At 40.7% G+C, this 19,487-nt stretch carries 18 protein-coding genes and 1 pseudogene; all 19 read left to right on the plus strand.

Features of this window, described 5'->3' with window-relative positions:
• Positions 1–172 precede the first annotated feature (172 nt).
• The 19 genes and pseudogenes from V5M37_RS09815 (at position 173) to V5M37_RS09905 (ending at position 19,466) form a co-directional block, all read left to right on the plus strand.
• A complete protein-coding gene (locus V5M37_RS09815) occupies positions 173–1,138 on the plus strand; it encodes an alpha/beta hydrolase (RefSeq protein ID WP_423801754.1) in 966 nt (321 codons plus the stop codon).
• Between the two features lie 694 nt (positions 1,139–1,832).
• Positions 1,833–3,455 carry a flavin-containing monooxygenase gene (locus V5M37_RS09820; protein WP_423801755.1) on the plus strand — a complete coding sequence of 541 codons (1,623 nt, stop codon included), beginning with the start codon at positions 1,833–1,835 and terminating at the stop codon, positions 3,453–3,455.
• A 183-nt stretch (positions 3,456–3,638) separates the two neighbouring features.
• Positions 3,639–4,847 (plus strand): iron-containing alcohol dehydrogenase family protein, encoded by a 1,209-nt coding sequence (locus tag V5M37_RS09825; RefSeq protein ID WP_423801756.1) that lies wholly within the window; start codon positions 3,639–3,641, stop codon positions 4,845–4,847.
• Positions 4,847–6,280, plus strand: a complete 1,434-nt coding sequence (locus V5M37_RS09830; protein ID WP_423801757.1) for an NAD-dependent succinate-semialdehyde dehydrogenase — start codon at positions 4,847–4,849, stop codon at positions 6,278–6,280. Before V5M37_RS09825 ends, V5M37_RS09830 begins: the two co-directional genes overlap by 1 nt.
• Before the next feature lie 95 nt (positions 6,281–6,375).
• On the plus strand, positions 6,376–7,929 hold the full coding sequence (locus V5M37_RS09835) for a fatty acid--CoA ligase family protein (protein WP_423801758.1): 1,554 nt from the start codon (positions 6,376–6,378) through the stop codon (positions 7,927–7,929).
• A 102-nt stretch (positions 7,930–8,031) separates the two neighbouring features.
• A pseudogene (locus V5M37_RS09840) lies at positions 8,032–8,106 on the plus strand (3-hydroxyacyl-CoA dehydrogenase family protein); the annotation flags it as partial.
• 28 nt (positions 8,107–8,134) lie between these two features.
• Positions 8,135–9,286 carry an acyl-CoA dehydrogenase family protein gene (locus V5M37_RS09845; RefSeq protein ID WP_423801759.1) on the plus strand — a complete coding sequence of 384 codons (1,152 nt, stop codon included), beginning with the start codon at positions 8,135–8,137 and terminating at the stop codon, positions 9,284–9,286.
• A 517-nt stretch (positions 9,287–9,803) separates the two neighbouring features.
• The gene (locus V5M37_RS09850) at positions 9,804–11,747 is read left to right on the plus strand and encodes a CoA-disulfide reductase (protein ID WP_423801760.1); all 1,944 of its coding nucleotides are present in this window, start codon (positions 9,804–9,806) and stop codon (positions 11,745–11,747) included.
• A gap of 149 nt (positions 11,748–11,896) precedes the next feature.
• Positions 11,897–12,277 (plus strand): hypothetical protein, encoded by a 381-nt coding sequence (locus V5M37_RS09855; protein WP_213140709.1) that lies wholly within the window; start codon positions 11,897–11,899, stop codon positions 12,275–12,277.
• Between the two features lie 13 nt (positions 12,278–12,290).
• Positions 12,291–12,554: a metal-sensitive transcriptional regulator gene (locus tag V5M37_RS09860; RefSeq protein WP_213140708.1), complete on the plus strand. Its 264-nt coding sequence runs from the start codon at positions 12,291–12,293 to the stop codon at positions 12,552–12,554.
• A 212-nt stretch (positions 12,555–12,766) separates the two neighbouring features.
• Entirely contained in the window at positions 12,767–12,994 is a 228-nt protein-coding gene (locus tag V5M37_RS09865) for a sulfurtransferase TusA family protein (protein ID WP_213140707.1), read from the plus strand.
• A 71-nt stretch (positions 12,995–13,065) separates the two neighbouring features.
• Entirely contained in the window at positions 13,066–13,545 is a 480-nt protein-coding gene (locus V5M37_RS09870) for a DsrE/DsrF/DrsH-like family protein (protein WP_423801761.1), read from the plus strand.
• Positions 13,546–13,662: 117 nt separating this feature from the next.
• A complete protein-coding gene (locus V5M37_RS09875; RefSeq protein ID WP_423801762.1) occupies positions 13,663–14,238 on the plus strand; it encodes a sulfurtransferase TusA family protein in 576 nt (191 codons plus the stop codon).
• Between the two features lie 12 nt (positions 14,239–14,250).
• The gene (locus V5M37_RS09880; protein ID WP_423801763.1) at positions 14,251–14,646 is read left to right on the plus strand and encodes a DsrE/DsrF/DrsH-like family protein; all 396 of its coding nucleotides are present in this window, start codon (positions 14,251–14,253) and stop codon (positions 14,644–14,646) included.
• 93 nt (positions 14,647–14,739) lie between these two features.
• Positions 14,740–14,967 (plus strand): sulfurtransferase TusA family protein, encoded by a 228-nt coding sequence (locus V5M37_RS09885; RefSeq protein ID WP_423801764.1) that lies wholly within the window; start codon positions 14,740–14,742, stop codon positions 14,965–14,967.
• A 48-nt stretch (positions 14,968–15,015) separates the two neighbouring features.
• A complete protein-coding gene (locus V5M37_RS09890; protein WP_423801765.1) occupies positions 15,016–15,792 on the plus strand; it encodes a sulfite exporter TauE/SafE family protein in 777 nt (258 codons plus the stop codon).
• A gap of 54 nt (positions 15,793–15,846) precedes the next feature.
• Positions 15,847–17,166: an MFS transporter gene (locus V5M37_RS09895; RefSeq protein ID WP_423801766.1), complete on the plus strand. Its 1,320-nt coding sequence runs from the start codon at positions 15,847–15,849 to the stop codon at positions 17,164–17,166.
• 413 nt (positions 17,167–17,579) lie between these two features.
• Positions 17,580–18,503 (plus strand): cysteine synthase A, encoded by a 924-nt coding sequence (cysK, locus tag V5M37_RS09900; RefSeq protein ID WP_423801767.1) that lies wholly within the window; start codon positions 17,580–17,582, stop codon positions 18,501–18,503.
• 351 nt (positions 18,504–18,854) lie between these two features.
• Positions 18,855–19,466 carry a class I SAM-dependent methyltransferase gene (locus V5M37_RS09905; protein WP_423801768.1) on the plus strand — a complete coding sequence of 204 codons (612 nt, stop codon included), beginning with the start codon at positions 18,855–18,857 and terminating at the stop codon, positions 19,464–19,466.
• Positions 19,467–19,487 lie beyond the last annotated feature (21 nt).

The raw sequence follows: 19,487 nt of genomic DNA on the forward strand, positions 1-19,487 counted from the left end.
CTATATAAGGTGCTATTTCCTTCTTTTTGAAATTAGTTGTATCAAAAATGCTACACACAAAAAGTCAAACAATAAAGAAAAGGCTGAAAATATAAAAAATTAAGTTGGCACGGTAATTGCATATTAATTAAACGAATCACCCAAGAACACCCATCTCTGAAACCGTATTCAAATGAACGTACAAACAAGGAGGAAAACAATGATGAAATCAATGGAGCAGAAAACGACAACTGTATCACTGGAAGCAGATTATCTACGGGCATTGTACCAGGATTGGAGCGACCGTATGGTGGCCAATCCGAACATGACGCTGGCAGACTTGCGCAGCCTTTTTGACGAGTGGGAAAAACCTACGTTAGAGCCTGAAGATGTAACGTATAAGACTGACACTGTCGGCGGAGTTGATGTGGTTTGGGCGTATCCAATTGGGTGCGACAAATCGAAAGTATTAATCTACACACACGGCGGCGGGTTTGCAGTTGGGTCCTCCACAAGCCATCGCAAGCTGGCTGGCCATGTGGCCAAGGCTTTGGGCGTGTCATCTGTCGTATTGGATTACCGCCGCAGCCCGGAGAACCCTTTCCCGGCACAATTGGAGGATGCTGCCGCTGTTTACAGCGCATTGCTTGCGTCCGGCATTAAGGCAAAGGATATCGGCACTATCGGTGACTCTGCTGGAGGAAACCTTGCCGTATCATCGGTGTTGAAATTCCGTGAATTGGGACTTGAACTTCCAGGCTTCGTCATTGCTTTCTCGCCGTGGCTTGATATGGAACTAACTGGCAGCACACTGGAGAGCAATGCCGCTACTGATGCGCTCATCACCGTTCCATTGCTCCAAGGGATGATTGGGATGTTTATCGGTGAAGACGGTTCGAAGGTTCGTAATCCATTAGCCAATCCGCTGCACGCTGATTTCAATGGCTATCCGCCGCTCTATATCAACGCGGGTGGATCCGAAATGCTGCAAGACGATGCTCGCCGCCTGCATGCTCGCGCCACTGATGCTGGTGTACAAGCTACATTGTCAGTTGTTGATGGAATGCAGCATGTTTTCCCATTCCTAGCCGGCCGCGCTCCTGAAGCGGATGAGGAGATTCGTAGAATCGCAGCTTGGTATCAGGCTCTGCAAAAATAAAAAAATGCTAGTTTCGTAAATATTGTTGTTTTTGCGCGTATGCGACCGGACCACCGATTTTTTGAAGAGTAGGGGCTCATAGAAGGGGTATATGCGACCGAACCGCCGGCTTTTTGAAGAGTAGGGGCACATAGAAAGGTTATATGCGACCGAACCGCCGACTTATTGAAGAGTAGGGGCTCATAGAAGGGGGATATGCGACCGAACCGCCGATTTTTTAAAGAGTAGGGGCTCATAGAAGAGCTATATGCGAACGTACCACTAATTTTTTAAAGAGTAGGGGCTCACAGAAGAGCTATATGCGACCGAACCGCCGATTTTTTGAAGAGTAGGGGCTCATAGAAGAGCTATATGCGACCGTACCACTGATTTTTTAAAGAGTAGGGGCTCCTAGAAGGGCTTTATGTGACCGAACAGCCAATTTTTTGAAGAGTAGGGGCACATAAGAAGGCTATATGCGACTGGTCCACTGATTTTTTCAAGCATTGGGGCTCATAGATCGGCTATATGCGACGGTAAAAGTTATTTTTCTAAGCGTTCGGTCGCTTACACCAGTCAATAAGTTATTCCTTTTTACTTGGAGCAGTTTTTACATTTGGAAAGCAACAATCTTTTAGAAAAGAGCCTACGATAAATAGATTTAGGTGCTATCAAATTAAAGCCACAAGAACAGCAAGATAATAAGGGGGAAACCATGGTGAATCAGAATAAGTCAATAGAAGTCGATTTTGATGCGGTTGTTGTTGGGGCTGGATTTGGCGGCCTTTACGCTGTTCATAAACTCCGCAATGAACTAGGACTAACCGTTCGTGCCTATGATAATGGCTCTGATGTCGGTGGTACTTGGTATTGGAATCGCTACCCAGGAGCGCTTTCAGATACCGAAAGCTTTGTCTACCGATACTCTTTTGACAAAGAGCTGCTTCAGGATGGAAAGTGGAAGCACAATTACCTGACTCAGCCGGAAATCCTATCCTATCTAAGCGACGTTGCCGATCGTTTCGACTTGCGGCGCAGCTTCCAGTTTAACTCAAAAGTCACAAAAGCCTATTTCAACGATTCAGCTAACGTTTGGGAAGTCACCACCGATAAGGGTGAAACCGTCACAGCAAAGTACCTTGTTACCGGACTTGGTCTGCTATCTGCAACAAATATACCTAATTTTAAAGGCAGGGAGACCTTCAAGGGGGAACAATATCACACTGCTAGATGGCCGAAATCAGGCGTCGACCTGAAAGGCAAACGAGTCGGCGTCATTGGTACTGGTTCAACGGGGGTTCAAGTTATTATTGCGATTGCCCCTGAGGTCGAGCATCTGACTGTGTTCCAGCGGACTCCGCAATACAGTGTACCAATCGGATTAAAGCAACAATCCGATGCTGAGAAATCAGAAATAAAGGAAAATTACGGGGAAATCTGGAAACAGGTGAAATCCTCCGCCGTCGCCTTCGGATTTGAGGAAAGTAAAGTATCAGCGGTTGAGGTTTCAAAGGAGGAACAAGAGCGTGTATTTGAGGAGGCATGGAATAAAGGAGGCGGCTTCCGCTTCATGTTCGGTACCTTCAACGACATTGCCACCAATTCAGAGGCTAATGAGGCTGCCTGCAATTTTATCCGCAAGAAAATCCAAGAGATTGTAAAGGATCCTGAAACTGCACGAAAGTTGACGCCAACCGGTTATTATGCCAAACGTCCGCTTTGTGACAATGGTTACTACAATACATTCAACCGTGACAATGTCTCACTCGTTGATGTCAAGGAGAACCCAATCGTGGAAATTACGCCAAAAGGAGTTCGCACCACGGATGGCGAGTATGAATTGGACGTACTGATCTACGCAACCGGATTTGATGCGGTGGATGGCAATTATACCAAAATCGACATTCGCGGACGCGGGGGTGTCACGATGCGCGATAAATGGGCGGATGGACCAACAGGGTATCTTGGCATGACGAATACCGATTTCCCTAATTTGTTCATGATTCTCGGACCAAACGGCCCGTTCACCAACCTGCCGCCAAGCATTGAAACGCAAGTAGAATGGATTTCCGATACCGTGAAGTACATGGTGGAAGAAGGCATCAGCACGATCGAACCAACCGTGGATGCCGAGAATGATTGGGTTGAAACCTGTCGGACAATTGCCGATATGACCCTGTTTCCAAAGGCTGATTCGTGGATTTTTGGGGCGAACATCCCTGGTAAGAAAAATGCGGTCTATTTCTACATGGCCGGCTTAGGCAGCTATAGAGAAGCCTTGAAAGAGGCCGGTTATAAAGGCTTTGTTTTCGACCGTGCGATGGCTAACGTGGAATAAAATTGTACTACTAACGGAGCCGGGGGCAGTCATACCCGGCTCTTATATACCCCAACCTAGTATGAGCATCATAAATGAATTAGCCTTTAGGGCGCCACAATCATGGGAATAAAAATGTATCCCATTGTTCCCAATCCCTGTTTTACCATCGCAAAATAAATAGAGAGGAATAGGGAGGTTATTATGTATCTAAGTCAGCAAAATTTTAATTCTTCATTACCTACCAATGTAATTTTTGGAGTAAACAGTGTCGAGGAAAGTTTAGTAGTAAAAATTAAGGAGTTCAATAAATTGAACGTTTTTATAGCGACTGATCCTGGACTTGTTCAAGCTGGAATTCCAAATAAAATACAATCCCTTTTAAAAGAAAACGGGATTGATTCAGCCGTATTTTCAGAGATTGAGCCAAATCCTCATGCCGTAACGGTCATGAAGGGGGCTAAAGTTTATAGAGCTGAATCATGTGACATGATTCTCGCCGTTGGCGGAGGAAGTGCAATGGACTTCGCAAAGGCAGTTGGCGTAGTGGTTAGTCATCCCGGCCATATCCTTGATTATCGCCGCGGAGTAAATCCAGTAGTTAACGATATTCCTACCTTATTTGCTATTCCTACAACTGTTGGTACCGGCTCTGAAGTAACGACAGTTTCAGTGGTCACTGACCATGAGGCAGGCAGGAAATATGTTGTTGCTTCACCCAAGTTGGCACCTAATATTGCATTTGTTGATCCATTGTTAACCACTTCACTTCCACGCCACGTAGTCGCATCTACAGGAATGGATGCTATGGTTCATGCAATAGAAGCATTTACATCTGTACGTTCAACTCCCATAACGGATGGCTTAGCACTACAAGCAATTAAAATGCTTAAAGATCATCTGCCAGCTAGTTATGCACATCCTAATAACCTTGAAGCAAGATCACAAGTGCATCTGGCAAGCACCATTGCTGGTATGGCTTTTGGTCTTGGCGGTGTTGGGCTGGTTCACTCCTGTTCACATCCGATGTCCGCTATCTACCATGTCCCCCATGGTCTGGCGAATGCGATTATATTACCTTATGTTATGAAACATAATCTAATTTCAAACTATAAAAAATATGCCGAGATTGCTAGAATCTTTGAACCTTCCTTAACTTTTGAGAATGATAAAGTTGCTGCTGAAGAACTAGTAGACTTACTAAATGATTTTAACCAATCATTGAATATACCAAAAGATTTTAGTTATTTAGGAATTGATTTTACAAAGGAAATGGTCGACCGTTTAGCCCATGATGCAATGGATGATAAAGGGACCATTCCAAATAATCCGCGAAAAGTTGTCATAGATGATGTGATAAAAATTTATAATCGGGTTTTACCATTCTATCAAGAAGGGGGATCAGCAGAATAATGTACATTAATGGAAAGTGGTTGGAAACTGAACAAAGATTAGAGGTAAAAAACCCCGCTAATGGTGTAGTGGTTGATCGAGTGTTTTTAGTAGGAAAAGAAGAAACGAAACGAGCGATAGAAGCAGCAAAAAATGCGTTCCCATTATGGTCTGGACTGACCGGTGAACAGCGGGGGGCTTATTTGCATAAAGTCGTGGAACTATTGGAGGCAAAAAAAGAACACTTTGCCCAGACCATTACGAAGGAGATGGGCAAATCCATTCATAATGCCCGCTATGAAGTGGGGAGCACGATCGCTTTTTTTAAATGGTATGCAGAAGAAGCCCGACGGGTCTATGGGGATATCGTCCCTGCCTCTGCGCCAAATAAAAGAATTTCTGTCATCAAGCAGCCAATTGGGGTTGTTGGGGCGATTACGCCATGGAATTTTCCGCTATCAATGGGCGCGAGAAAACTAGGTCCTGCATTGGCAGTTGGCTGCACGGTTGTATTTCGGCCATCCCGTGAGGCACCTTTATCATCACTGGAGCTATTCAAAGTGTTTGATGAAGCTGGCCTTCCAAAAGGTGTTGTGAACCTTGTCATTGGGAATTCTTCTGATATTGTGGGAGAACTAATGGCTAGTGACACTGTTCGAAAAATTTCCTTTACAGGCTCAACAGAAGTCGGAAAGAAGCTCATTCGCCAATCGGCTGACACCGTAAAACGTGTATCCATGGAGCTTGGCGGACACGCTCCATTTATTGTTTTTGAAGATGCAGACATTGATCTTGCCATTCAAGGCACCATTTCCAGTAAATTTGCCTCAACAGGCCAACAATGTGTTTGTGCGAATCGTATTTACGTACATGATTCTATTTATGACGCATTTGCTCAGCGTTTTGCAGATAAAGTGGCCTCCATGGTGGTCGGTGATGGATTAAATGAAGGTACTCAAGTAGGTCCAATGGTGAACCAAGAGGCTGTTGATAAAGCACACGATCATGTGACTGATGCAGCAGGTAAAGGGGCTAGAGTTCTTTGCGGTGGTAAAGTGCCGACTGAGAATGGATATGAAAATGGCTATTTTTATTTACCGACGGTACTAGCAGACGTGAACGAAGAGATGAAAATCACCTATGAAGAAACGTTCGGTCCAGTGGCACCATTAATCCGCTTTAGTACAGAAGATGAGGTGATTGAAAAAGCAAATCATACCGAGTATGGTCTGGCCTCTTATTTCTATACAAATGACCTTTCACGAGCACACCGGGTTTCAGAAAAGCTTGACTATGGAATGGTAGGAGTAAACGACCCCGCCCCATTTGCTGTTCAAGCGCCATTTGGAGGAGTGAAACAAAGCGGGTTAGGAAGAGAAGGCGGCCGCTATGGTTTGGAAGACTATCTTGAAACGAAATTAGTTTCTGTAGCAATACGCAGTGAAAGCCGGTAAAAAAGCAGGGAAGTGTTCTGTCTCTTGAACAGAATGCTTTCCATATATATATAGAATATTTTTAAAATGATAGATTGGCAAAGGAGAGAAACCAGGTGAATTTTTCAACAAAGCTTCATGAAACAGCAAAATATGATGGCAGCAAGATTGCCTATTACTTTAAAGATGAATCAAGTACATATGCTGAATTGAATCAAGCGATTACACAATTTGCCTCTGGCCTGGAACAATTAGGGGTCAAGAAAGGGGACCATATTGCCTTATTGTTGGATAACTCTCCTCAGTTTGTGATTAGTTTACATGGGGCGTTCCGATTAGGAGCGACGGTCATTCCGATTAATCCTATTTATACAGCCGACGAGATCGGGTATATCCTTGATAATGGTGATGTGAAGGCTGTTGTTGCCTTGAAATCGCTCATCCCAATCCTTGCGAAAAAGCAAACATTTCTGCCAAAAGTAGGGCACTATGTGTATGTGGATACGGAAGAAAAGACAGAGGATTTGCAAGGCCTTTCTATTTACCCTAAATTGAAATCCTTTACTAGTCTGCTGGCCTTCGGGAATTTGGACTTTCAAGAACCGGAAATGGATGAGGATGATGTGGCTGTTATTCTTTATACATCCGGAACAACTGGAAAACCCAAAGGTGCGATGCTGACCCATAAGAATTTGTATAGCAATGCCATGGACGTAAGCCATGACTTAAAAATCACAAGCGATGACATCATTATTACAGTACTGCCAATGTTTCATGTTTTTTGTTTAACTGATTGCTTGAATTCAGCGATTATTTGCAGGGCAGCGATGCTGATCGTACCAAGGTTCAGCCCTAGGGAAATATTCCGTTTAGGTAAAAAATATCAACCAACAATATTTTTTGGCGTACCAACGATGTTTAACTTCCTCAATCAATTTTCTGAAGGAAACCCGGAGGATCTAGCATCGCTAAGGCTCTGTTTCTCAGGGGGAGCCTCCCTTCCCGTTTCCCTGTTAAGAAATTTTGAGAAAAAATTTAATGTGGTGATTTTAGAAGGATACGGATTATCCGAGGCATCACCAACAACAACTTTTAACCCTCTTGACCGTGAACGTAAGCCAGGCTCAATTGGAACATCCATCAGCCATGTGGAAAACAAAGTGGTGAATGAGTTTGGCGAAGAAGTTCCTGTCGGGGAAGTAGGAGAGCTGATTGTCCGCGGTCCGAATGTCATGAAGGGCTACTATAAAATGCCTGAAGAGACAAATAGGGTGTTAAAAGATGGCTGGCTTTACACAGGTGATCTGGCAAGAATGGATGGAGATGGCTATTTTTATATTGTTGACCGCAAAAAGGATTTGATTATCGTAGGAGGGTATAACGTTTATCCGAGGGAAGTAGAAGAGGTCTTCTATCATCACCCTGACATAGTGGAGGCCGCGGTCTTTGGGGTACCGGATTCTGACCGCGGTGAGGCTGTGGTAGCTTATGTGGTCACCAAAGACCCTTATATAACAGCGGAACAGCTGCATGACTACTGCAAGGAACATCTGGCAAAATATAAACTTCCTTCGGCCATTGAAATCATCGGTGAACTGCCGAAAAGTGGAACGGGGAAAATTTTAAGAAGGGCTTTAAAAGAACAGCTCGTTGAAAAAGTTGCATTATAGAGGAATTGTGGTCTTTTTTTTAAAACAAGCATAACAAGATTCTTGAGATGTCTCCTAAAAAGACTATGAATCTTTCGGGTTATAAATTTTTTTGCTATGAGTCCATCACCGATCCTTGTGAAATATGTAAAAGCAGGACGGTTAGGAAGAAAATCAAGCCGCGGATTTTACGATTACAATTTTAGTAGGAAGGAAAGTGGATTTTATGGATTTTCAATTATCAGAAGATATCAAGTTTTTAAAAAAGAGTATACAGGATTTTATTGATAACGAAGTTGATCCTCTTGCGATGGAAATCGAAGAGAAGGATGAAATTCCTGAAAAGATAATGAACATGTCCAAGGAAATGGGCTTGTTTGGTCTGAGTATACCAGAAGAATACGGTGGAACGGGAATCGGAATGGTCGGCAAGTGTGCAATCTATGAAGAAATAGGCAGAACACATAATGGCTATACGACTGTTATTGGTGCCCATACTGGGATAGGTTCAGTTGGGATTGTGGAAATGGGGAATGAAGAACAGAAGCGAAAGTATTTACCGCCGATGATGGCAGCAGGTGAAATGATCGGTGCGTTTGCTTTGACAGAACCAAGCGCCGGCTCTCATGCTACGAACTTGAAAACAACTGCGGTGAGAAAAGGGGACAAATATATATTAAATGGGAGCAAACATTACATTACAAATGCGCCGATCGCAGATGTTTTTACGGTTATGGCCGTAACCGATCCATCGAAAGGAGCAAAAGGAATTACCTCCTTTATCGTAGAGAAAGACTTTCCTGGGTTCACAGTTGGGAAAAGGGAAAAGAAAATGGGGCTGCACGGATCACATTCTGCAGAGATTTTCTTTGAAGATTGCGAGGTCCCTGTAGAAAATGTACTCGGTCAAGAAGGCCAAGGGTATGTCAATGCTTTAAAAATTCTAGCAAATGGCCGGGCAGGGCTTGCTGCCAGAAACCTGGGTTCCTGCGAAAAACTGCTGGAAATGTCTCTCCATCATGCCAATGAGAGAATTCAGTTTAACAAACCAATCTTTGAGCAACAAGTTATTCAACATTACTTGGCTGAAATGGCCTTGGATATTGAAACATTAAGGAGCATGACATACCGCGTGGCGTGGATGGTAGACCAGGGTATGAAGGTCATTAAAGAAGCGGCAATGGTGAAACTGCTGGGTTCCGAAGTGTATAATCGTATAGCAGATAAGGCAGTACAGATTCACGGAGGAATCGGTTATATTGCTGAATTCCCTGTTGAACGTTTTTATCGTGATGCAAGAATCACCAAGATTTATGAAGGAACATCCGAAATTCAAAAAAATATTATTGCAGCGCAGTTAAAGCAGGAATATTTATAAAAATCTACACTTATAGGTTCAAGATAAAGCAAATATTTTAGTTTTGATGAGTAAGACCTTCGATTTTTCCTGTTAAATATCCAGTGGGGATATTTGTAGGTTGCATATGTGTTTTATATTTTAGTCCTCTCCTTTAAAAAACAGAGAGGACTTTTCCTTTATACCTTGTATGTAGGTTATCGGGGGATTTTTTTTTCTCTTTTTCAACAAATGTACGTTGCATGGATAACAAACCAAAGGTTATTCAGCTGCTGTTCGAATGTTGTTCTTTGAAGTTGTTGGCTGTGCCTGCAACTTTATTTCTATAAATATTGTACTGAGCCTTTTCCTTAGATGTGAATAATTAGTGAAAATTAAATGTGAAGAAAATGTGAAAATCACATGAAGAAACTTCACATTTTTTAATTACGTTCTATAATACCCATATAGGTATAAAACCCACTGGGGTATATCTAATAATGTTTAATTTTATTTCTTAGTTGTTAAGATTTATAAATATTACTTGGAGGGAACAAATATGACACTGAAAGTAATCATCGTAGGCGGAGTTGCTGGCGGAGCTACTGCAGCTGCCAGATTAAGAAGAGTAAGTGAAGACGTCGATATAATTCTTGTAGAACGTGGGGAACATATCTCATTTGCAAATTGTGGCTTACCATACTACATTGGTGAAACCATCAAGGACCGAAGTAAATTATTAGTACAAACCGTAAAAGGAATGTCTGAACGTTTTAGGCTTGATATTCGCAATTTAAGTGAAGTAACGAGCATTGATCCAGAAAACAAAAAAGTCACCATCAAGAGGTTGCAAACTGGAGCAGTATACGAGGAAACGTATGACAAGTTATTATTATCACCTGGAGCAAGACCAATTGTACCACCGATTCCAGGGTTAAATGAAAATCAGACACTATTTACCTTAAGAAATATACCGGATACCGATAAAATCAAAAATTATGTTGACTCCGAAAACCCTAAAAAAGCTGTTGTGGTTGGCGGCGGATTTATTGGAATAGAAATGGCAGAAAACCTGGTAGATAGAGGAATCGAAGTGACCATTATTGAAATGGCAAATCAAATTATGGCACCTATCGACTTTGAAATGGCAAGTATTTTACACACTCATTTAAAAGAAAAAGGCGTAAAGTTGATTTTAGAAAATGGTGTGCAATCATTTGCTGATCAAGGGAAGAAGGTTATTCTTTCTGATGGAACAGAAATAGAAACCGATATGACGATCCTATCTATCGGAGTCAGACCAGAAAATGAATTAGCCAAGACTGCAGGGTTAGAACTGGGAGAGCGTGGAGGTATTATTATCAATGAATACCTTCAAACTTCTAATGAGGATATTTATGCCGTTGGCGATGCGGTTGAAGTTGTCGATTATATTAGCGGAGCAAAGGCCATGATTCCACTCGCAGGGCCAGCAAACCGTCAAGGCCGGATTGCAGCAAATAATATGATGGGGAAAAAAGAGAAGTATCAAGGAACAATGGGTACTTCGATTGCTAAAGTATTTGATCTAACAGTTGCAGCTACTGGAAATAATGAGAAAACATTAAAACGTTTAGGGGTATCATATGAAGTTGTTCATATCCACCCAAGTTCACACGCAGGATACTATCCGGGAGCAGCACCAATTGCTTTAAAATTAATCTTTGATAAAGAAAACGGGAAAATTTTCGGCGCCCAAGCAGTCGGGGCAGATGGTGTGGATAAGCGCATCGACGTGATTGCAACCGCCATTAAAGGTGGATTGACAATAGAAGATTTGACCAACCTTGAATTATCCTATGCTCCGCCATACTCATCTGCAAAAGACCCAGTTAATATGGCTGGTTATGTGGCTTCCAACATCATGGAAGGCGAGCTGGAAATGGTACAATGGCATGAAATTGACAAAATCGTGGCAGACGGAGGGTTATTAATCGACGTTCGTGAACCAATGGAGCGTGAGTTTGGTTTTATCGAAGGGTCCATCAATATTCCTTTAAATGATTTAAGGAATCGATTAGAAGAGCTTCCTAAAGATCAGAGCATATATGTCAGTTGCCAGGTCGGTTTAAGAGGATATTTAGCAAGCAGAATTCTAAAAAACAACGGCTATCAGGTTAAAAATGTGGATGGTGGCTGGAAAACGTATTCCTCCGTATTTGGAAGCAATATAAACAAAAAGGTTGAAACCTTCACAAACGACCTTGGGGAAACAGTTGTAAACAATACAAATATCATAAAAGTGGATTCGGTTGTAGATGTAAGTGGCCTAACTTGTCCAATGCCAATCATCAAATTAAAAAAAGGTCTTGATTCATTGGAAAGCGGACAAGTATTGGAGTTGCATGTTACAGATAAGGGAGCCTTAAACGATCTGCCAACTTGGTCAAAAAATGCAGGTCATACCATCCTGAGAACGGAAATCGATAAAAACATGATCAAGTTTTGGATTGAAAAAAAGTAAATAGTAAATCATTCTTTAGACCGCCATGTTCATTGCGGTCTTTTTTTTGCATACTGAAAAAAATTTTTTTAGATTCTATTGACATTAATACCTAACGGGGTATATTATAAACCTTGCCAATGAATTTGTTTCATTGAAGGAGGCTTTAAATGATAGTTTTAATTTTGTTAACAATAATTGTATCATTTATTTTATATAGAAGATATTTTCCGGTTCTTGGTGTTCATTTTATCAATTTGAAGGATCTTAAAGATGATAATATAATGATAATAGATATTAGAGACTATAATGAATGTAATAACGATCCTATCAAAGGTTCAATTAATATCCCGATTGCCTATCTAAACAGAAATATAAACGAAATACCTGATGGTGATTTATATATAATCGCATCGAGTTCACTTGAAAAAAATGTTGGCGTTCGTTTTTTTAGACATAAAGGTTTTAGGGTTGTCGGATATTCCATTTCTGACAATAACAAAATTTCAATAGAGGAAAAATCTTTAAAGGTAGAAAATAATTGTTGTTAAAGGAGATAAGAACATGGACTATAATGATCAAATTAAAAATAGGGTAAAACGTATTGAAGGACAGTTAAGAGGAATTTTGAGAATGATGGAAGAAAACAAGGATTGTAAAGAGGTAATCACTCAGTTGTCTGCATCGAGAACGGCCATTGATCGGACAATTGGTGTTATTGTAAGTTCCAATTTAGTGGAATGTGTGCAAAAGGCGAATGACCAAGGAGAAAGAAGTATGGAAGAAATGGTAAAAGAAGCTGTCGATTTGCTTGTAAAAAGCCGTTAACCTAAGAGGAAAATACCATACCCAAAAAGGTGTTAATAAATATCTTGGAGGGTATATTATTTTCTTAAGGGAAATACCCCTTTCGGTATATATTAGGATAAATAATGGAGAAAACTCATTGTAAATAGGATAATATAAAGGGTTGACACCTGCTTTACCTTTATTTAATATTATACCCATTGGGGTAATAAAAAAACAAGAGGAGTGGTCATATGAATATAGATAAAGTATTAGATGCAAAAGGATTAGCATGTCCAATGCCAATTGTAAAAACAAAGAAAGCTATGAATGAACTTGAATCTGGTCAAGTATTAGAAATTCATACAACTGATAAGGGCGCAAAAAATGACCTAGCAGCCTGGGCTAAATCGACTGGACATGAATTATTGAAACATGAGGAAGAAAATGAGGTATTAAAGTTTTGGATTAAAAAAGGATAATTTTTTTGATCTTTAAAATACCCGTACACGTAATGGTTTAATTAAAAAATTTACAATCAGGAGGTTGCTACATGACGGAAATGAAAAAAACAACGATTGTCCTATTTAGTGGAGATTATGATAAAGCAATGGCGGCTTATATTATTGCAAATGCTGCAGCTGCTTATGATCACGAGGTCACCATTTTCCATACGTTTTGGGGACTAAATGCTCTTCGTAAAGATGAACAGATTCCATTGAAAAAAGGGTTCATGGAAAAAATGTTCGGAAAAATGATGCCTAGAGGAGCAGATAAAATGGGACTATCCAAAATGAATTTTGCTGGTTTCGGTCCTAAAATGATCAAAGATATCATGAAAAAGCACAATGCAATGCCGCTTCCTCAGTTAATTGAAATGGCCCAAGAGCAGGACGTTAAATTAGTGGCTTGTACCATGACAATGGATTTGTTAGGTCTTCAACAAGAGGAATTGTTGGAATCAATCGAATATGCAGGTGTTGCTGCGTACCTAGCGGACGCTGAAGAAGGCAATGTGAATCTGTTTATTTAACAAAAAGGGAGGAATCTTCCCCTTTAATATGACAGGGAGAATGATGGCCTGGAAAGTTGAGAAATTTTTTTAATAATAGTAATACCTGTATTGGTATATAAATCAGGAGGTTTTAAGATGGAGAACATGAAAGCAAACATCATCTTGGACGCTAAAGGTTTGGCATGTCCCATGCCAATTGTTAAAACCAAGAAAGCAATGCAGGAATTAGAGGCAGGTCAAGTATTGGAAGTTCAGGCAACAGATAAAGGGTCCAAAGCAGATATTAAGGCTTGGTCTGAAAGCACAGGGCATCAATATTTAGGCACATTGGAAGAAGGAGAAGTATTAAAACATTATCTTAGAAAGTCATCTGGTGATGAAATAATAGAACATAAACATCCGCATGTGATTACCAATGATCAGCTAGAAGCAAAGCTTGAGAATGAAACCATCGTGGTACTAGATGTCAGAGAAACGGCAGAATATGCCTTTAACCATATTCCAAACTCTATCTCCATCCCTTTGGGTGAATTGGAAGAGAGATTAATAGATTTAAACAAAGAGGATGAAATCTATATCGTCTGCAGAACAGGAAACCGCAGTGATATGGCAGCACAAAAGTTGGCAGAGAAGGGATTTGCAAAAGTTTTTAATGTGGTTCCAGGAATGAGCCAATGGAATGGAAAAACAACTGGTTTAATCAAAAATTAGGAGGAATTAACAATGAATAAAAAAGTAGCAATTATTGCAAGTAATGGCGGTTTATTTGATGCCTATAAAGTATTTAATATCGCAACGGCAGCCGCTGCAACCGATCAAGAAGTAGCTATTTTCTTTACATTCGAAGGATTAAATTTAATCCATAAGGAAGCAAACAAACAACTTCCAATGCCGGAAGGGAAGGAACATTTTGCTGAAGGTTTTGCAAAGGAGAATGTTCCAACCATTCCTGAACTAGCTGCTATGGCGCAAGAAATGGGTGTTAAATTCATTGGCTGCCAAATGACGATGGATGTAATGGGTTTAGCGACCGAAGATTTTGTTGATGGAATTGAGGTAGGCGGGGCAGTAACGTTTTTAGAGTTTGCTAAAGACGCGGATGTCACTCTAACATTCTAATATTTTTATTTGAAAAATACAGGCTCAAGAACTGGAAATCGGACCATACCGTTGTGCGGTCCATCATGCAGAATAACAAGGAGGAATAGAATAATGAATGCGAATAAAGTTTTAGATGCAAAAGGGTTAGCATGCCCAATGCCAATTGTAAAAACAAAAAAAGCGATGAACGAGCTTGAAAGTGGTCAAGTGTTAGAAATACATGCAACTGATAAAGGGGCAAAAAATGACCTTGCTGCTTGGGCAAAATCTGGCGGTCATGAATTAGTCAAGCATGAAGAAGAGAACGGTGTATTAAAGTTTTGGATTATAAAGGGTTAAAAATAAGAGGAACCAGTTTTGGTTCCTTTTTTTAAGGAGGAGGTCAACATGGATATTGGTTTTATAATCACGATCTTCCTAATTGGATTTGCAGGCTCATTTATTTCTGGAATGTTAGGAATAGGCGGTGCCATCATCAACTTTCCGATGTTGTTATATATTCCGGTCATGTTAGGAGTAGGTCATTTTACAGCACATGAAGTTTCCGGAATCACCGCAATCCAAGTGTTCTTCGCCACCATCGGCGGGGTCTTAGCTTACCGTAAAAGTGGATTTCTGAATAAAACTTTGATTGCCTACATGGGCATTAGTATATTAATTGGAAGTTTTATTGGAGGATTTGGCTCTACACATATGCCCGAAAGTGGAATCAATATCGTTTATGGAGTTTTAGCACTAATTGCCGTAATTATGATGTTTGTCCCGAAAAAAGGGATTGACGATATACCCCTCGAACAAGTTAAATTTAATAAATGGCTGGCTGCATTATTTGCCTTTATCGTAGGGATTGGTGCAGGTATCGTAGGTGCAGGAGGAGCATTCCTGTTAGTTCCGATAATGCTTGTGGTCCTAAAGATTCCTACAAGAATGACTATTGCCTCTTCTTTAGCAATTACGCTCATTTCATCGATCGGAGCCGTTTCGGGAAAAATCTCAACGGGTCAAGTGGAAATCCTCCCTTCACTCATCATGGTAGTTGCCAGTTTAATAGCTTCACCGATAGGAGCGAATGCTGGTAAAAGGATCAATACGAAAGTTCTGCAAATCATTATGGGAATCTTGATATTCGCTACGGCAGTGAAGACATGGATGAATATTTTATAAGATTAGGTAGTATAAAAGGATTGAGTAAATGCCAAAAGGAAAGGGGGTAAGGCAATGATTCATAAATCAGATGATTCTTCTGGATTAGCAAGATATCCGGAATGGATACAGAGTTATGTTGAATCGACTGAAAAGCAACAAAATTTATATAGACGGACGTTAATTATCGTTGTCCTTTCACAAATTTTTGGCGGTGCAGGGCTTGCCGCAGGTATAACCGTCGGAGCACTTCTTGCTCAGCAAATGCTTGGAACGGATAGTTTTTCTGGAGTTCCGACTGCACTATTCACTTTGGGTTCTGCTGGAGCAGCACTATATGTGGGGCGGCTTTCTCAGCGGTTTGGCCGTAGATCAGGACTAGCAGCAGGTTTCCTTGCTGGCGGTATCGGAGCAATCGGAGTAGTCATTGCAGCAGTAATGAATAGTATCGTCCTTCTTTTTATTTCTTTATTAGTTTATGGCGCTGGAACAGCTACAAACCTACAAGCTCGCTATGCAGGTACCGATTTGGCGAATGCGAGCCAGCGAGCCACTGCTATCAGTATCGCCATGGTATCAACCACATTTGGTGCTGTTGCGGGACCCAACTTGGTTGAAATCATGGGTCAATTTGCTACAAAAGTTGGAGTCCCTGCACTCTCTGGTCCTTTTATTTTAGCAGCTGCAACCTACATTCTTGCCGGAATGGTGCTTTTAATTTTCCTGCGCCCAGATCCTCTTATCATTGCCAAAGCGATTGCAGAGGATCAGAGAAAAAACAAAAGTAATTTTTCAAATGAAGCTTTAAATTCACTTTCCTTAAACAAGCGAGGAGTCGCTGCCGCAGCAATTGTGATGGTGATAACCCAACTTGTGATGGTTGCCATTATGACCATGACGCCAGTGCATATGGGGAAACATGGACATGGTTTAAGTGAAGTTGGAATGATTATTGGATTCCACATCGGTGCCATGTATCTTCCTTCCCTTTTGACCGGCATCCTCGTGGATAAGATTGGCCGCCTTTCTATGGCAATTGCTTCAGGTATAACATTACTTGCAGCAGGTGTTTTGGCTGCTTTGGCACCCGTTGATTCCATGTTGTTGCTAACCATTGCTCTTATCCTGTTAGGGCTTGGCTGGAACTTTGGCTTGATTAGTGGCACGGCACTTTTGGTTGATGCAACCAATCTGTCTAATCGTGCAAAGACGCAAGGTTCTGTTGACGTCATGGTTGCTTTATCAGGAGCATCGGGTGGAATGCTATCAGGAATCGTTGTAGCACATTCCAGTTACGCAGCACTCTCAATTGCGGGAGGTCTTCTTTCACTTGTCTTGATTCCAGTTTTAATCTGGTCGAGCCATAAACCAAAATTAGGGGAAAGTAATAAATGATACAAATGGCAGATCTTCTTGATGAAGGAATACGGCCGCTAATCCGATTATCTATGGGTATTGGTTGAGGGGGGCCACAGCTCCGTCTGGCTCTGGAGGAGTCAGAATTAGAAAGTGATGCAATTACAGAATACAATGGAATACAGTTTTTGGTAAATGAAAGAGACAAGGTTTATTTTGAAAATGTCACGATTGATTACACCAAGACTTTCTTTGGTGGAGGGCAATTTACTGTATATCCAATTTAAAAAGGGCTAAAAGCCCTTTTTTTATTTAAGTGGCTGGTAAAAATATTTTAAAGAGTCAAAATAAGAATCCATCTCAAACTTATTTAAGAGATATGTAATTTGAGTTCTGGAGAATTAAAGCATATAATTCCAATAGAAATAAACTGAATGAAATGGAGTATTGATATGAAATTATACAATTCTATTTTAGAACTGATTGGTCATACCCCGATTGTAAAGTTAAATCATTTACCCAATCAGGAAGGCGCTTCTGTTTATGTTAAATTGGAATCCTTTAACCCAGGAGGAAGTGTAAAAGACCGTGCTGCTTTTAATATGATTATGCAAGCAGAAAAAGATGGGAAAATTACTCCTGGCAAAACCGTCATCATTGAGCCGACCTCTGGTAATACGGGAATCGGTTTAGCCATGGTGTGTGCCGCAAGGAAGTATCGTTGTATTATTACAATGCCAAGTAATGCCACAGAAGAGAGAATTAAAATTTTAAAAGCATATGGTGCAGAAGTGCACTTAACTCCTTCGGAAAAAGGCATGCGTGGAGCGATTGAAGAGGCTTATCAAATTGCAGAAAATATTCCTGACCACTTTATTCCGATGCAATTTGAAAACCCTGCCAATTCAGATGCTCATCGTGATACTACAGCGATTGAAATTTATGAATCATTTCAAGGGAATTTAGATGCCTTTGTTTGTACGGCTGGAACAGGCGGAACCGTTACTGGCACTGGTGAAGTGTTAAAAGAAAAAATACCAAATTTAAAGATTTATGTGGTTGAACCTGCCGGGTCTCCTGTTTTATCGGGAGGTTGTCCAGGGCCGCATAAAATCCCAGGTACAGGTCCTGGATTCATTCCTAAAATTCTAAATCAATCCATTTATGATAAGATTTTATTAATTGAAGATAAAGACGCCCAGAACATTGCACGCCGTGTAGCTGCCGAAGAAGGAATTTTAGTCGGAGCCTCCGGGGCAGCATCCATTTACTTCGCTTTAGAAATTGCCAAAAAGCTTCCTTCTCACGCGAATGTTTTAGCACTGGCTCCCGACACTGGTGAACGCTATTTATCATCTGACTTGTTCCCAATTTAAAAAATGATATTGTCTGAAAAGCTGCTTCGGCAGCTTTTTATTTTTCTGCGAAGAATCACATAGCACTTAATGTCTATTAAAATTAATCCAGGGAATCTATAGGAATTTAAATATACTACAATTATAAAATTTACAATATATCGAAGATAGGGCTAGACCAACGCAGATGGCTGGACTGCTAAAATTTAAATTATTAATGAAGGAAAAAAGAACTCAGTCCGAGCACCAATCCTAATCCTTTAAGTGTCATTATGGTTTGGCATTGTTAAGGTTTGATTAAGAATAAAATTGTAAATGTTTTATTGGGTTTTTGCATGATATATAGAAAAGATAACACTAGGAGGTTGAACAATGAATCAATGGAATACTCGTTTTCAAGCCGAAAATTATGTTTATGGGAAGGAACCCAATATATTTTTGGCAGAAATGCAGAAAAAACTTCAATTGTCAGGTAACGCTTTGTGCATCGCTGAGGGTGAAGGACGCAATGGGGTTTTTCTAGCGGAACAAGGAATGTATGTGACAGCATGGGACTATGCGGAATCGGGTTTGAAAAAAGCGAAAAACCTCGCTGAAGAACGAAGAGTCAAAATTAAAACTGAACTTGTCGATTTAAACGAAGCAACATGGAAAAAAGACCATTGGGATGAAATTGTATGTATCTTTGGTCACTTTCCAGAGGAATTGCGAAAAAAAACACTTCTCGGGGTAAAAGAAGCCGTTAAACCAGGTGGGTATTACATAACGGAAGTATATTCACAAAAGCAGATTCCCTATAATAGCGGGGGACCGAGAGATTTAAACTTTTTATATACTCCTGAGGAATTTTGGCAAACCTTTGCTGATTGGCGTATTCTTCACTTTTTTATGGGTGAGGCTGTTCGTCACGAAGGGGAATTGCATAATGGTTTGTCTCATGTCATTCAGTTCGTTGGGCAAAAACCAAGTATTCAGGCAAATTAATTATTACGGCTGAAGAGTGTT

It is taken from the genome of Neobacillus sp. SAB-20_R2A (genome assembly GCF_049568635.1).
Lineage (GTDB): Bacteria > Bacillota > Bacilli > Bacillales > Cytobacillaceae > Neobacillus > Neobacillus citreus.